Genomic DNA, 14,717 nt, shown 5'->3' on the forward strand with positions numbered 1-14,717 from the left:
AAAATTTATCCTCTTTCTTAAAAACTATAAGTCAAATTTCTATATTTCTTATATGATTTCGACAAAACATTCATTGCTTGGATTTTTTTTGATTTTTTTTGGCTCTTCGTCAGTATTTGCTCAGTTTGGATATTATGAAGATGCATTAAGGTTTAGCCAGTTTAGATCAACCGGGTCTGCGAGAATAATTGGATTAGGCGGTGCCCAAATGTCATTGGGTGGCGATATTTCGAATATCCATACCAATCCTGCCGGACTTGGGTTTTTCAGAAGGTCTGAATTTAGTTTTTCACCCTCATTCGGGACTTGGAATACAGAGGCGAATTATCTGGGCCAAATCCAGGATGACAGGACAGGAAACTTTTCCATACCTAATCTAAGTTTGGTAATCAGCAATCCAAGGCAGGGAGCCTTAAATACGAGTGCATTCAAAGGTGGATCGTTTGGTATCAGTTTTAACAGAATGAACCACTTTAACACTCAATTTGGTTATTTCTCAGACATTGAAGGGGACGTTTCTATCATTGATTTTTTCCTACAGCAGGCAAATGGTATTCCCGAAAGTCAGATAGAAAACTTTGGTCTGACAGGTTTGGCTTACCAGACATTCTTGATTAATCCCATTACCAGGGATCAAAACGGAAACCCAATCAGCAATCCTACCCAATATGATTCCTTCGTACTCGGTTTTCCTTTTCAAGATGAGACGGTAACCTCAGAAGGAAGAATAAGCCAAACTTCAGTTTCTTACGGAGCTAACTTCCTTAACAAATTCTTTGTGGGTGCGGGATTGGGTTTGTCTTCGGTAATTTATAACCAAAGAAAAAATTATAGAGAAGAATTTTTTGATGAACCTTTATTGAACTCTACGATAAATGAACGACTTTCCATGAGTGGTTTTGGAGCCAATATTAATCTAGGTGTAATCTTCAAACCAGTGGATCAATTGAACCTTGGTGTAAACTTCCAATCCCCTACTTGGTATACCTTTAATGAAGAATACGAAGCCAGAATGGTTAACAACTTTGACAACTTTTTCTTTGAAGAAGAAAATATTACCCTTGGAACAGAAGAAGCACAAACGCCAATTACGATAGGGAATTATAACCTCAACACCCCTTTGAGATTGAGTGGAGGAGCAACTTTATTCATTGGAAAAAGTGGTTTTATCTCTGCGGACATCGATTACTTAGATTACAGCAAGAGCCGCATCAATTCACGGGATTTTAATGCAGGGGCTGACAACCAACAAATTCGGTCTTTATTCGGCCAAACAATAAATTATAGAGTCGGTGGCGAATTCAGATTTGATATATGGAGATTGAGAGGAGGCTATGGATTGTACGGAGACCCATTTGTCAACAGTGATTTTGACAGAAAAACACAACAATTCTCAGGAGGTTTTGGGGTAAGGTTAAAAGCGATGTACTTTGATTTTGCATTGTCTTCGACCAATTTTAGACAGCTTTACAATTCATTCCCTGTGGAGGAAGGTGGTTTTAACATTGGACCATTTACCGAGATACGTAACAACATCACTACCGGAACGATGACATTCGGTTTTAATTTCTAAAAAACCCCATCAATGCCGACATCAAATGCTCAGTGGATATATCCTCTCCACTGAGTTTTATTTTTGACTGGAGATAAAAATATTCACGTTGCAAAAGAAGGTTTTTTAATTTTAATGTGATTTCACCTACCTCCAAACCTGCAAACATCGGCCTTTTCCCCGTTTGGTCTTTCATCAATCTTTTATTGATTTCCTCCAAGGAAACGTCTAGATATACAGATACTCCTTTTTGATTGATCAACTCCATGTTGTTGTTGAAACAAGGGGTGCCTCCACCGGTAGATAAAACAAAACCATCTAGACCATCGAGCGTTTTTTCAAGGTAGAAGGTTTCTAACTCCCTGAATTTACCTTCACCCTCGGAACTGAAAATGTCTTTGATTTTTTTCCCCGTCTCTCTTTCAATCAAATGATCCAAATCAATGAATACAAAATTGAGTTCTTTGGCTATCTGCCTTCCGAAAGTAGATTTTCCGGATCCGGGCATTCCTACCAAAACAATCTTCAAAGGGGATTTCATCGTGCAAAAAGTGATTTCACTTCCTCCGGACTTGGTGTATTCCGGTAATGGTATTTCTTTAAGACCACTCCGTCTTGGATCAGCATAATGCCGGGGTTTGAACGCATGATGGTTTTAATAACAGTGGCATCACCCTGATACCCCTCTATGTCCCATTTTCTGTCAGAAATCAAAGCATCGATTTCATCCACTGAAGACGCCGCCACAAGGATGGGCGATATCTCACTCCCTTGAAGCCCCTGAACCATGGCATCAATTGTTTCGAGGTGAGTTGTGTTCATTTTTCCCATATAAGTCACAAAAATCACAGCCTTATTCCCGGTCAAAATTCCTTCCGTAAAATCACCTTCGTCGTTCCATACCGCAAAATCAGAAATCTTGGGGAGGGCATCTTCATTGATCAAAACCATATCCACAAATTCGTAGGATTCGTCTGTAGGATATTGGTCCAATACCACTTCCTGACCATCCTTCTTCATGATATAATTATATTGCAAAGGTGCCGAAGGCTTCATCGCTGTTGTAATATTTACCCCCTCTTTATAGGCTCTAAAATCGATAAATGGCAAGTTCCGGATGGCCGTTATCGCCAATAACACTGAAAGGACCAAGCTGCCACGAACTGTCCATTTGGCCCATGATGGACCGTCATTGGAAAGGTCTTTTTTGAAAAGAAAAAGAACGCCTATCAAAACCAACAAGATCACATCTTTGGTAAATGACTCCCAAGGTGTCAATTTGATCGCGTCACCAAAACAACCGCAATCAGTGACTTTATTGAAATATGCCGAATAAAAAGTAAGGAAAGTGAAAAATAAAATCATGATTCCCAATGCCCAAACCGTAAACCTTAGCCTTACTCCCAAAATCAACATCACCCCCAATACGACTTCTGACACAACCAGAAACACACCAATCGGCAATGCATAATCTTTGAATAAATAAAAGAATGAAGCGATGTCATTTGAAAAAACATCGAAATATTCTTCCAGTTTAATAGCCGTACCTACAGGATCATTTACTTTGATCAGACCGGAAAAAATAAACAGACCTCCAACCAAAAGCCTGACGATATATAACATGGTTTGCTTAAACATGGTAATTCAATTTTATCAAACAGAAAACAGCATAATTGATCATATCCTGGTAATTGGCTTCAATCCCTTCGGATACCACCGTCATTCCTTGATTGTCTTCAATTTGCTTCACACGGTAAAGTTTCATCAAGATGATATCTGTCATGGAAGATACCCGCATATCTCTCCAAGCCTCTCCATAATCATGGTTCTTGTTTTCCAACAGGCTTCTTGTATCCTCTGCCCATTTATCATATAATGGCTCAAACTCGGAGTAGGGAATTTCCAATCTAGAATCGTTTTGGTATGAGATCTGAATCAAAGCAATGAGACAATAATTGATAATACCTACAAACTCATCAACAATCGGATCGTTGACTTTTTGGTTGCCTTTTTCTTGAATGGATCTTATCCGTTGCGCTTTGATGAAAATCTGATCTGTAATAGAAGGAAGTCTGAGGATTCTCCACGCTGTCCCATAATCCTGGGTTTTCTTCTTAAAGAGTTCTTTACAATGGGCGATAACTTGATTATATTCGCTGACTGTTTGCGTTTTCAATGTATTTACAATTTTAATGATTTCCGGTATCCCCCCAACTTCGACTTTCGAAGATATATTATTTCCTACAAAAATAACATTCTGTTCCAAAGGAAAGCTATTGGTTTTGGATAGACCTTGGATAATGGGAATCTTAAATCTCACACCTGATTCTTTTTTTGAAAAAAGCAGGCTTCTTTCTTCAAAAGAGGTTTTTTTAAAAGTTTCGGAAAAAATGGTCCTCGAAGAGGTGGACATTTTGGATATCGGAGGCTATTCAAGCAGGCCAATGGCTGAGGATATTTCAATTGATGAAGAGTTGGCGAGGACCATTTCTACGATTGAAAAAATCAAAAGTGAATTTCCTGACATCCTGATATCGATTGATACTTTCAGGTCCAAAGTGGCAGAGGAGGCTGTGGCAGCGGGAGCTGATTTTGTCAACGATATTTCCGCCGGAGAACTTGATCCTTTGATGATAGAAAAAGTTGGGAAGCTAAACGTACCCTATATCGCCATGCACATGAAGGGCACTCCAAAGACGATGCAGCAAAATTCAGGATACCAAAATATTTTAACAGAAATTATGCATTATTTTTCTAAAAAACTGAACCTATGCCTGAAAGCTGGCATTAAAGATGTAATGATTGATCCTGGATTTGGATTTTCTAAAACTTTGGAACAAAACTATTGGATTCTCAAAAATTTGGCTTATTTTAAAACAATCCAAGCTCCAATTCTTGTGGGTGTCTCGAGAAAGTCCATGATTCACAAAAAACTCGGAGTCACCGCCGAGGAATCATTGAACGGGACCACCGCACTCCACATGGCCGCGCTTATTAACGGTGCAAACATTTTGAGAGTACATGACGTGAAAGAGGCAAAAGAAACGATAAAATTATATAAAGAAATTTACCCTTGACATTACTTTTCAAAATAGGATTTTTAGAAATATCCATCGTGAATATCATCGATATCACCTTGGTGAGTATCCTTATTTATCAAGTTTATAAATTGTTGAGAGGCAGTGTTGCCATCAAAATTTTTCTTGGATTCCTTTCCATTTATTTGATTTACCTCATGGTAAGTGCTTTGAGAATGGAGCTCCTTTCTATTATCCTTGGCCAATTCATGGGGGTCGGTGTCATTGCAGCGATCATTATCTTCGCTCCCGAGATCCGGAAATTCCTTCTCATTATCGGCCGTTCCTCTTTCTTATCCAATGAAAATTTCTTTCAGGAATTGCTTTTTTGGAAAAAACGGGAAAGTAATGCCTTTAATATCAACCCAATAATCGAAGCTTCCAAAAGTCTCTCCGGTACAAATACTGGTGCCTTGATGGTCTTATCAAGCAATACGGAATTGAAATTTTATGCAGAAAGCGGTGACATCCTTGATGCGCAGATTTCAAAAAGATTGCTGATCTCCATTTTTAATAAATACAGTCCGCTACATGACGGGGCTGTGATCATTTACAATGGAAAAGTAAAAGCCGCGAGGTGCATTCTTCCCGTGACCGAACGTGAAGTTCCTGCCCAGTTTGGTCTGAGACACAGAGCAGGGATAGGTATGTCTGAGGCTACAGATACTTTGGTTTTGATAATATCCGAAGAAACCGGTCAGGTATCCCTTGCCAAAAACGGAAAAATCCTTCACAACCTTTCTTTTCAAGAATTGCGTGAATTGATCAATGATTACCTGTCAGGAGTGGATATCGATGAGAAATTTGAATCCATATCCGTATTCGAAAGGACAAAACTCAAAAAGGTCACTCCGACAAGCGCATAAAAAAAGGTCCGAAACTGAAGTTTCGGACCTTTTTTTACACTTCAAAGCAAAGCTACTACTATAACTTTTTTACATTAATAGCATTAAGTCCTTTTTTACCGTCCTTAACATCATAGGTTACTTTGTCATTTTGGGCTACTTTGTCCACCAATCCTGTGGCATGGACAAAAACGTCATTCTGAGACTCGTCATCAACGATAAAACCGAATCCTTTTGCATCGTTGTAGAATTTTACTGTTCCGGTAAGCATGATAAATTTTAAGATTTTGTGGATAAATGTCCTTTAAATGTAAATATACTAGTTGACAAAACAAAAATTTATTTTGCTAAATTGCCCTTATGAAAAAGCTTGTAATTATCAGGCATGCCAAATCTTCTTGGGATGAACCCTTCTTAAACGACCATGAAAGACCACTTGCTGAGAGAGGTTTAAAAGATGCGCCCAAGATGGCAAAGCGGTTGAAAAAAGAAAATATCTTTCCTGATGCCATCCTCTCCTCTGATGCTGAAAGGGCAAAAGCCACCGCAATCATCATGGCTGAAGTGATTGATTTTCCACCTAAAAAGATTCAATTTAACAAGGAACTGTACCACGGATCAGTAGCACAAATCTTATCTGAAATCAAAAAAACCGATGAAAGTGTCAAAACTTTATTCTTATTCGGCCACAATCCGGGATTGAATGACCTGATCTGGAAGCTTGGGGGTGAAATAGACAATCTTCCAACTGCCGGCCAGTTTGGGTTTAAATTTGATGTGAAAAAATGGGAGGAAATAAGTCCCAAAAATGCCAAGATCTGGTTTTTCGATTACCCCAAAAAAGACTGAAACAGGACAATTGGGATAAATTTTCAAATTAAAATTTCCTCACATCTTGGATTACCTCCTTAAATTTTGCTTCTTTTCCTATTAAATACATTATTTTTTCTGCTGCATATTCAGGACTACTCAATTGATTATTTTCCTTTAGACCGATAAATTTTCCCAAAGAAGAAAAATCTTCGGAGGAGGAATTCCTGATTTCTTGCTGCATTGCTGTATCCACCACGCCAGGCGCCACTGCAAAAAATCTTATGCTGCTTAGATTCAGATCCGATTCCACTTGTGCTGCTTGGGTAAGCATGTTCAGTGCTGCCTTGGAAGCAGAATAGCCCGACCAACCATCTATTGCTTTGGTGGCTGCCCCAGAGCTAATATTCACGACAATTTTTTCCGCTTCCTTAGATTGTGCATACTTTTTTACGAAAGCATTCATCAAAATGGCAGGTGCAATGGTATTGATCGCAAATACCTGACCGATGCTTTGATTGGATAACTTACCCAAATGTGCGACTTCCCCGATCACTCCTGCATTGTTTATCAACACAATCCGTTCAAATTCTCCTTCCGGAAAAATTTCATTCAGCTTGTTTTCGATCTCTTCTATTTTTCCCAAGTCACAGGCTAAGTGAAGGTAATTTGGATGAATCACTTCTGCTTTTGATCTCGAAATTCCAATCACCCTATTTTGATTTTCCTGAAGTGCCAGCCGAACCAAAGCCTGGCCAATTCCCTTGCTTGTGCCTGTGATGATAAAAAGTGATGTTGCTTTCATGTGTCAAATTTAAATATTATTAAAAGCCCATTAAACAAAAATCCAGACTTCAAGGCTTTATCCCGCTGAAGTCTGGATCTAAAATCAGGAATAGCTAAATCCCGATTACAAAATGTATTGAGAAAGATCCCTGTTTTTTACCAAAGACGTCAATCTCTCCTGCACCATTTGTTGGGTGATCATGATTTTGGAATTTGCTTCTATGGTATCAGGCACTTCGAATAGGAAATCGTTGAGCAGGTGACTCATGACTGTATGTAGCCTTCTGGCACCAATATTTTCCACATCTTCATTGATCTGAAAAGCCAACTTGGCGATCTCTCGAATGGCATCATCATTGAAGTCAAGATAGACCTCTTCTGACTCAAATAACGCCTGATATTGTTTGGTCAGGGCATTCTTAGGCTCTTTCAAGATCCTGTAGAAATCATCCTCTGTCAGGCTGTTCAGTTCCACTCTAATCGGAAACCTTCCTTGAAGTTCGGGGATCAAATCCGATGGTTTTGCGACATGAAAAGCTCCTGCGGCGATGAACAAAACATGGTCGGTATTAATGACTCCATATTTGGTATTGACAGCACTTCCTTCTACTATGGGTAGTAAATCCCGCTGAACACCTTCTCTACTCACATCCGGTCCGGATCCGCCTTTACCGCTTTTTGAGGCTATTTTATCGATTTCATCAATGAAGATAATCCCATTATTTTCAGCCAATCGAAGGGCTTCCTCCTTCACTTCGTCAAAATCCACCAACTTAGAGGTTTCCTCTTCCATCAGTATCTTTCGTGCTTCGGCAATGGTAACCTTTCTTTTTTTGGTTTTTTTCGGCATCATCCCGCTGATCATATCCTGAATTCCCGCCATACTGGCATCATCCATCATGCCGTTACCGATCATTCCAATTCCTACCGGGGGACTTTGCTTGACATTGATCTCCACCTTGCGATCTTCTAACTCCCCATTCTTCAGTTTCTCTCTGAATCTGTCACGGGTTCTTTCATTCAACTCATCGTCAGGTGCCTGTTCGGAGTTAAAATCTATCGAACCTGAAACTGCCGGACGAGCAAATCCCGCTGTTTTCACGGGTGGAATCAGGATGTCCAAGATAGCTTCATCCACTGCGTCAGCGGCTTTACCTTTGACTTCTTCATTTTTCTTTTCCTTTACCAAATGCACTGATTGCTCCACAAGGTCACGGACCATACTTTCCACATCTCTTCCCACATATCCCACCTCGGTAAACTTGGAAGCCTCCACTTTGGCAAATGGAGCATTGGCAATTTTCGCCAACCTTCTTGCAATTTCTGTCTTGCCAACCCCTGTAGATCCAATAAGAAGTATATTGTTTGGTACAATATCTTTTTGGATATCGCCTTTAACATTCATTCTTCTGATCCTGTTGCGCAGGGCTATTGCTACATTTCTTTTGGCATCGTGCTGACCGATGATATATTTATCAAGCTCCGCGACAATCTGTTTTGGGGTCAAATCACTAAAATCGTTTCTCATATTGTTGACGTTAAAACGTTCTCCATTCATTTATTGAGGTGGATATTTTCAAAATCTTTGATCCACCCTATATACCATAAAACATTCTGAAATGGGAAGAACGCTTGACTTTTGGCGATTGACATGATGAATATCGACCAAAAAGGTATTTATTCAATATTGCTAAGTTGCCTATGATAGGAATTTATTTAGGCTATTTGCCTGCTGTTTTCTGATTCTTTTGGAAAAGAAAAGACCATCGGATCATCTACTTTTGATTTCATCAGGGCTATTTCCAGCACTTCCTCCACTTTGTCTACAAAGTGGAATTCCACGCCTTTGATATATTCCTTGTCGATCTCATCGATGTCTCTTTTGTTATTTTTGCAAAGAATAATTTCTTTAATCCCTGCTCTTTTGGCAGCCAGTATTTTTTCCTTGATTCCACCTACAGGCATCACTTTGCCACGGAGGGTGATCTCCCCTGTCATAGCCACCTTGGCCTTTACTTTCCTTTGGGTAAATATCGAAGCGATCGCAGTCAGCATCGTGATTCCGGCTGAAGGGCCGTCTTTCGGAACTGCCCCGGCAGGCACGTGGATATGCAGGTCGTAATAATCGAAAAGCCTGTCGTCAATTCCCAATTTATCTGATTTGGATTTAAGGTAGGAAAGCGCAGTGATGGCAGATTCTTTCATCACTTCACCCAATTGGCCTGAAAGCGTCAATTTGCCTTTTCCTTTACTCAAAGAAGTCTCAACAAAGAGAATTTCACCTCCCACAGAAGTCCAAGCCAAGCCAGTCACCACACCTGCCGTGCTGTTGTCTTGGTACATTTCCTTATCAAAAACCTCTCCTCCCAAAATTTTTCTCACCATATCGATAGTGATTTTTTTATCATATTCTTCTTCCATCGCGATGGATTTCGCAAGATTTCTGACCACTTTCCCGATTGCTCGTTCAAGATTCCTTACGCCGGATTCTCTTGTATAGTCCTCGATGATTTTGGCAATTGCGGCCCGGTCAAACGAAATATCCTTCGCTTTTAGACCATGTTCCTGTCTTTGCTTGGGAATGAGGTGCTTTTTGGCTATCTCAATTTTTTCTTCCAAGGTATAACCTGTCACTTCAATAATCTCCATTCTGTCCCTGAGTGCAGGCTGTATGGTATCCAATGAGTTAGCGGTGGCAATAAACAGAACCTTGGAAAGGTCATACTCGACTTCCAAATAATTGTCAACGAAAGTGCTATTCTGCTCGGGATCTAAAACTTCCAAAAACGCAGAAGAAGGATCTCCCCTAAAATCAGAACTCAGCTTGTCAATCTCATCCAATACATAAACAGGATTGGAGAATTTGACTTTCTTCATGTTCTGGATAATCTTGCCGGGCATGGCGCCCACATATGTTTTCCTGTGTCCCCGGATTTCGGCTTCATCATGAAGTCCTCCAAGAGACATCCGGATATATTTTCTTCCCAAAGCTGTAGCAATGGACTTACCCAAAGAGGTTTTTCCTACTCCGGGAGGTCCGTACAAGCAAAGAATCGGTCCTTTGAGGTCTTTTTTAAGTTTTAATACTGCAAGGTATTCGATGATCCTGTCCTTGACTTTTTCAATGCCGTGGTGGTCTTTGTCCAGAATGGCTTTGGCTCTTTTGAGGTCAAAGTTATCTTCTGTAGTTTCATTCCAAGGGAGTTCAACCAAAGTTTCGGCGTAATTCAATGCAATAGGGTATTCAGCAGCGGAGGGATTGATTCTTAAGATTTTATCCAATTCCTTTTCAAAATGTCTGGCAACTTCTTTTGGCCATTTTTTCAACATTCCTTTGGCACGGAGCTCTTCAACTTCTTTTTCAGGCCCTTCTTCGCCCAATTCGGTTTGAAGAACTTTCATCTGCTGGCGAAGAAAATAATCCCGCTGCTGTTGGTCGATATCGGTATGGACTTTCTTTTGGATCTCGCTTTTGAGTTCGAGCATCTGAATGTCTTTCATCATAAACTCCAACAAAATCGTTGCCCTTTCGACGCCATCGTTGATTTCAAGCAGCTTCTGCTTGGCTTCCACGGGTGCATTGATGTTGGAAGAAAGGAAATGGGTAAGGAAAGCGGTATTGTCTATATTGTCCAAAGCCACTTGGGCTTCTCTTGGGATCTCAGGATTGAGGTGCAAGATTTTGGCTGCAGAATCCTTCAGGGATTCTTCCAAAGCTTTGATTTTTTTGCTGTTTTTAGGAAAATTCTCCTCTAGGTATTCCACTTTGGCCATGAAATATGGATCCTCGGTAACGGTTTCCGTGATGCGGAATCTCTTTTTGCCTTGGATGATAATAGTGGTATTTCCATCAGGAAGAATGATCATTTTGATGATCTTGGCTAAAGTTCCCACATGGTAAATGTCTTCCCAAGAAGGATCATCATTTTGGGCATTGACCTGGGCACAGACCCCAATGAGTTTGTCCCCTTTTTGGGCTTTTTTGACGAGCTTTATGGAACGTTGCCTTCCGACAGTAATCGGTATGACAACCCCGGGGAAAAGGACTGTATTACGGACTGAAAGAATCGGGATATCAGTGGAAAAATTCTCCGGCTGCTGTAGACTTTCATCTTCATCGTCAGCGATCAGTTGTATCAAGTCGCCTTCGCCGGCATAGTCACCTGTTATCATCGATTGATATAATTGGTTTTCAAAATTCTTCATAAAGGACAATATGACAGACAAGCTGTCAAGTAAATAATAAAATAAAGAAGAACCTTCAAATTAAGAAGGTTCTTCTATTAAAATCAATGAATATGCCAAGGATATTTTCTGTACAAATTGGCAGGTTAATAAGTGAAGTAATCAGGATCTAGCTCCACCACCTCAGATCCATAAAGTGTCGAATATATCTTCCCATTGATTCCCATTACTTGCATAGCGCTAAACCATAACATTGAACTTTCTTCACCTATATTTTGGACAATTGACTCAGAATAAGTGTCAAGATTAATTTTAACTATTTGAGTTGGGGTAAATATAAAAGCCTCATTCGCTATTATCGGGATTACTTCAGATTCAACCACATCACCAAAAGAAAAACTGGCCACGGTAATCCAAGTTTCCTCAAGCTGATCAAACTTTTGTAACGCGACAACATTATCCTCTCTATTTTCCACTCCGATTTGATAGAGCTTTCCCTTATACCAAAAAGATTTGAGTCTTAATGAATAATCCTTTATCTCAGTTTGACCTGCTAATTTTTTCCAAGTCCTTGTTGCGAACTCATACCTCCATCTTTCATTCACCTCAACATAACCAACAGCTGGAGTGATTTTAAAACCTCCTTCATAGTACAAATATTTGTCAGTTGAATAAACGCTTAGCGGTTGAATTACATCTGAGGGTATTTTAGGAAGTTTAATCAAGGTGTTATTGCTTGGGTCAAATTCAAAAATTTGAGGACTAGACTGGACTGAAAAAACATTTTCGGAATGTCCGCCAGAATAAATCTTACCGTTTGGAGATTTTAGGGTAAATATATTCGCTAAAAATGAGTCAGAGTTTTTATTTTCTGCCACCAATTCCATTTTCCTTGCTGATGGAGTAAACTTGTATATTGAATTTACTCTGAAAAAGTAGCCATAATCTCCCATAGAAACTCCTCCACCAATGCCGTAATCTTCTCTGAAGACTCCTTCGGCTTTAAAAAAAGGAAGAACAGGGTCTGTGAAAGTTAGCTTGACAGAATTAATAGAATTCTGTCCTGAATTATTGGGATAAACTTCAATATTTCTAGGGATAAATTGATCATTTCCCGCCCATATCCTGAAGGTCAAATTTGTCGAGCTTACATTTTGGATTTCATAATTCAAATCTAAACCTCCAAAGCTCAAACTATTCATTTCTGGATAATGAATGTTAAAATTTTTCCCTTTTAATGTAGTCCATTCAAAGGTTTTTCTCAAAAAAGCCTGACCTGAATCAACTTCAGGCGCTTTCAATTTAAAGGAATTAGATACAATATATTTTTTTCCTCTAAGAGTTATCTGAATTTTTGGATTGGACTCCTGAAATTTTGCTATGGGCATAAATCTGATTTTAGATGCTGAAAAATCCACTACGGGGAGCTTATATTCATTCCCATTTTCCGCAAAATACTTTACCTCAATTGATTCTGAAGAAAGGTAAGATCCTTCAATTATCAGTGTATCCTCATAATTGACAACTTGGTTTGGATCAATTTCAAAATTTGCTTGACGAAAATCCAAGGGATATTCTAATTCCAAAACTTTTCCGGCAACTGATATTTCGAAGGCATACAAACCTTGTGTAACTTGTTTTTCACCAATTGGAAACAGATCCGGTAAAACAAACTTGAAACCCAATCCCGACACCTCAAGAACTTTTGCGGGCACTCCTTGAACTGTAACTCTATAGTTCCCGGGTATTTTACTGAAGCTACTGCCTCTGACTTCAAGAGTATCCCCGAAAAAAACTGTTTCCGGGCCTACTATTTCCGAAAACAAAAATCCCAAAGATCCTTTACTCACAAAATCAATCACTTTGGAATAAACAATTCCTTTGGAGGTTTTTATAAATGCAGCGACCCAATACTTTTCGCCAAGTTTCATTGAGTGTGTCCCCCTAAGCTCAAAAGAAGCAGAAGGTTTTCCTGTTTGGCTTACGATATCATCTTTTTCAACTTTCGGAACCGGAGTCGGACTATATACGAAGCCATATTCCAGAATTTCGTCGGAACCGAAATCATACACATTGGCGGCGAACTGAACTCCATCACCGTCCAATTCCTGGATAAAAGCCACACTGAATCTCGGATTAGTGGCAGGCTTGACATCTTCGTCCTTTTGACAGGAATACATCAATGAAACCGTCAAAACCAACAATGCTAAAATTCTTGCTTTCATATTATTGCAAAATTAAAAACGTAATCCGATAAGAAATGAACTGACCAATCTGTCATAAATAACCACATTGAAGGGAAGACTTACGCTCATCACCTCTGCGTTTTGGGTGACTTGAAATTCCGCTACCAACCCTATGCTTTTACTCAGATTGATGACACTGCCGAGCTTTGCGACAGGACTGACAAACCTCCTTTTGATATCTGTCAAAGGCTCCTCATAGAGTGTTGTAATGCCATTGGAATTCAATGTTTGATCAATGATCGAAAATTCGCTTTCGATCTTATTATAATTGGACACGACACCCAGTCCAATATAGGAATCCACCTTCCCGACCCTGATCCAAGTATAGTTGAGGGTAACAGGAACCATGATTGCTCTGGCAGTATATGTTTCTGTTGCAGTCATGTATTGTTCCGTTGAAACATATTCCGATTTCACCGTATTGTCCTGATTCATGTAAGCAATTGCAACATCTATGGACAAACGGGGCCATTTTCTAAACTGATGGGCTTTGACTCCAATCTGAAAAATGGGAAAAATACTGGTTTCAAAAGCATCCTTTCTATTGCCTGTAATGATTGAAGGAGTCAGGACTATTGAGGAAATCCCTGCCGAGACTACAGGAGAAACCCTAGTAAATGGTTCTTTTTTGAAATGCAGTTCGTAAGGTAGGTTTTCACAAAGATGGTATTTGGACAATACGGAAATGAAATCGTATTCCTCATATTTTAAATTGAAGATGTCCTGATACAATTCATTTGTACAATCTCCCGCCATCAGCATATTCAGGGTGCCGATATAGGGTTTTTTGAGTTCGGTAAATTCTCTTCCTTTAATCTCCTCCTGCTCGTAGCGTGCCACCAGTTCTAAAAGTTCGGTACCATTGTCAATGTAAAAGATATTCCGGCTTCTGATCAAAGTAAGTTTGCCGGAAACCAACACCTGCACAAATTCCGCTTCTCTTTCACCGGTCAGTTTCTTGACCACATAAAGCCAGCCGTTATCCAGACCAAATCCTGCTATATCACTCGGGAAAAGTGTTTTAGACTTTTCCCCGGGTTTTGAAAATCGGATTTTATCATAGGATTCATAATCAAATTTTTTCTCAATTTTCCCATATACTTTGGTGCCATCCAGAGTAAGGATGAAATCTCCAGACTGGGCAAAAGAATCTTGGGAAAATGAAATCAGACAGAGTGCCAGATGCAAAATCAGGGTAGCATTAATTCTCATAATT

General features: G+C 39.6%; 13 protein-coding genes. 4 read left to right on the top strand and 9 right to left on the bottom strand.

Translation table 11 applies throughout. The features are described from left to right. Window positions 1-52 precede the first annotated feature (52 nt). A complete protein-coding gene (locus tag MMU05_RS00115; protein ID WP_241139656.1) occupies window positions 53-1,573 on the top strand; it encodes an OmpP1/FadL family transporter in 1,521 nt (506 codons plus the stop codon). On the opposite strand, the gene MMU05_RS00120 is transcribed toward MMU05_RS00115, so the two are convergent. From MMU05_RS00120 to MMU05_RS00130, 3 genes are read right to left on the bottom strand one after another with little or no spacing between them, the layout of a single operon-like run. Beyond that, window positions 1,563-2,093 (bottom strand): shikimate kinase, encoded by a 531-nt coding sequence (locus tag MMU05_RS00120; protein ID WP_241139657.1) that lies wholly within the window; start codon window positions 2,091-2,093, stop codon window positions 1,563-1,565. The two genes, MMU05_RS00115 and MMU05_RS00120, sit on opposite strands and share 11 nt — an antisense overlap. After that, window positions 2,090-3,190 (bottom strand): BT_3928 family protein, encoded by a 1,101-nt coding sequence (locus tag MMU05_RS00125; protein ID WP_241139658.1) that lies wholly within the window; start codon window positions 3,188-3,190, stop codon window positions 2,090-2,092. The genes MMU05_RS00120 and MMU05_RS00125 overlap by 4 nt, the downstream gene beginning before the upstream one ends. After that, window positions 3,183-3,728: a DUF1599 domain-containing protein gene (locus MMU05_RS00130; RefSeq protein ID WP_241139659.1), complete on the bottom strand. Its 546-nt coding sequence runs from the start codon at window positions 3,726-3,728 to the stop codon at window positions 3,183-3,185. The genes MMU05_RS00125 and MMU05_RS00130 overlap by 8 nt, the downstream gene beginning before the upstream one ends. A 16-nt stretch (window positions 3,729-3,744) precedes the next feature. Between MMU05_RS00130 and folP the strand changes: the two genes are divergently transcribed. Both folP and cdaA read left to right on the top strand, forming a co-directional pair. Beyond that, window positions 3,745-4,629, top strand: a complete 885-nt coding sequence (gene folP, locus MMU05_RS00135; RefSeq protein ID WP_241139660.1) for a dihydropteroate synthase — start codon at window positions 3,745-3,747, stop codon at window positions 4,627-4,629. Beyond that, complete coding sequence (gene cdaA / locus MMU05_RS00140; protein WP_113926185.1) at window positions 4,626-5,495, top strand: diadenylate cyclase CdaA; 870 nt, start codon at window positions 4,626-4,628, stop codon at window positions 5,493-5,495. Before folP ends, cdaA begins: the two co-directional genes overlap by 4 nt. A 58-nt stretch (window positions 5,496-5,553) precedes the next feature. Here the strand turns inward: cdaA and MMU05_RS00145 are convergent, their stop codons facing one another. Then, window positions 5,554-5,745 (bottom strand): cold-shock protein, encoded by a 192-nt coding sequence (locus MMU05_RS00145; protein ID WP_113926186.1) that lies wholly within the window; start codon window positions 5,743-5,745, stop codon window positions 5,554-5,556. An 89-nt stretch (window positions 5,746-5,834) separates the two neighbouring features. On the opposite strand from MMU05_RS00145, the gene MMU05_RS00150 reads away from it, so the two are divergent. Further along, complete coding sequence (locus MMU05_RS00150) at window positions 5,835-6,323, top strand: SixA phosphatase family protein (protein ID WP_241139661.1); 489 nt, start codon at window positions 5,835-5,837, stop codon at window positions 6,321-6,323. Window positions 6,324-6,351: 28 nt separating this feature from the next. Here the strand turns inward: MMU05_RS00150 and MMU05_RS00155 are convergent, their stop codons facing one another. The 5 genes from MMU05_RS00155 to MMU05_RS00175 all read right to left on the bottom strand — a co-directional run bounded on the left by MMU05_RS00155 (window position 6,352) and on the right by MMU05_RS00175 (window position 14,713). Beyond that, window positions 6,352-7,089: an SDR family NAD(P)-dependent oxidoreductase gene (locus tag MMU05_RS00155; protein WP_241139662.1), complete on the bottom strand. Its 738-nt coding sequence runs from the start codon at window positions 7,087-7,089 to the stop codon at window positions 6,352-6,354. 105 nt (window positions 7,090-7,194) lie between these two features. Further along, entirely contained in the window at window positions 7,195-8,598 is a 1,404-nt protein-coding gene (gene hslU / locus MMU05_RS00160) for an ATP-dependent protease ATPase subunit HslU (protein ID WP_241139663.1), read from the bottom strand. Window positions 8,599-8,786: 188 nt separating this feature from the next. Then, on the bottom strand, window positions 8,787-11,276 hold the full coding sequence (lon, locus tag MMU05_RS00165) for an endopeptidase La (protein WP_241139664.1): 2,490 nt from the start codon (window positions 11,274-11,276) through the stop codon (window positions 8,787-8,789). Window positions 11,277-11,401: 125 nt separating this feature from the next. Continuing rightward, window positions 11,402-13,105 (bottom strand): Kelch repeat-containing protein, encoded by a 1,704-nt coding sequence (locus MMU05_RS00170; protein WP_241139665.1) that lies wholly within the window; start codon window positions 13,103-13,105, stop codon window positions 11,402-11,404. A 387-nt stretch (window positions 13,106-13,492) separates the two neighbouring features. After that, the gene (locus tag MMU05_RS00175) at window positions 13,493-14,713 is read right to left on the bottom strand and encodes a hypothetical protein (protein ID WP_241139666.1); all 1,221 of its coding nucleotides are present in this window, start codon (window positions 14,711-14,713) and stop codon (window positions 13,493-13,495) included. Window positions 14,714-14,717 lie beyond the last annotated feature (4 nt).

It is taken from the genome of Cognataquiflexum rubidum, from assembly GCF_022538115.1.
Taxonomy (GTDB): domain Bacteria; phylum Bacteroidota; class Bacteroidia; order Cytophagales; family Cyclobacteriaceae; genus Cognataquiflexum; species Cognataquiflexum rubidum.

Excerpts from the sequence above, each read along its gene's own strand:
- MMU05_RS00115 (WP_241139656.1), top strand. The coding sequence starts at position 53 with ATGATTTCGACAAAACATTCATTGCTTGGATTTTTTTTGATTTTTTTT.
- MMU05_RS00120 (WP_241139657.1), bottom strand. The coding sequence starts at position 2,093 with ATGAAATCCCCTTTGAAGATTGTTTTGGTAGGAATGCCCGGATCCGGA.
- MMU05_RS00125 (WP_241139658.1), bottom strand. The coding sequence starts at position 3,190 with ATGTTTAAGCAAACCATGTTATATATCGTCAGGCTTTTGGTTGGAGGT.
- folP (WP_241139660.1), top strand. The coding sequence starts at position 3,745 with ATGATTTCCGGTATCCCCCCAACTTCGACTTTCGAAGATATATTATTT.
- MMU05_RS00145 (WP_113926186.1), bottom strand. The coding sequence starts at position 5,745 with ATGCTTACCGGAACAGTAAAATTCTACAACGATGCAAAAGGATTCGGT.
- MMU05_RS00150 (WP_241139661.1), top strand. The coding sequence starts at position 5,835 with ATGAAAAAGCTTGTAATTATCAGGCATGCCAAATCTTCTTGGGATGAA.
- MMU05_RS00155 (WP_241139662.1), bottom strand. The coding sequence starts at position 7,089 with ATGAAAGCAACATCACTTTTTATCATCACAGGCACAAGCAAGGGAATT.
- hslU (WP_241139663.1), bottom strand. The coding sequence starts at position 8,598 with ATGAGAAACGATTTTAGTGATTTGACCCCAAAACAGATTGTCGCGGAG.
- lon (WP_241139664.1), bottom strand. The coding sequence starts at position 11,276 with ATGAAGAATTTTGAAAACCAATTATATCAATCGATGATAACAGGTGAC.
- MMU05_RS00175 (WP_241139666.1), bottom strand. The coding sequence starts at position 14,713 with ATGAGAATTAATGCTACCCTGATTTTGCATCTGGCACTCTGTCTGATT.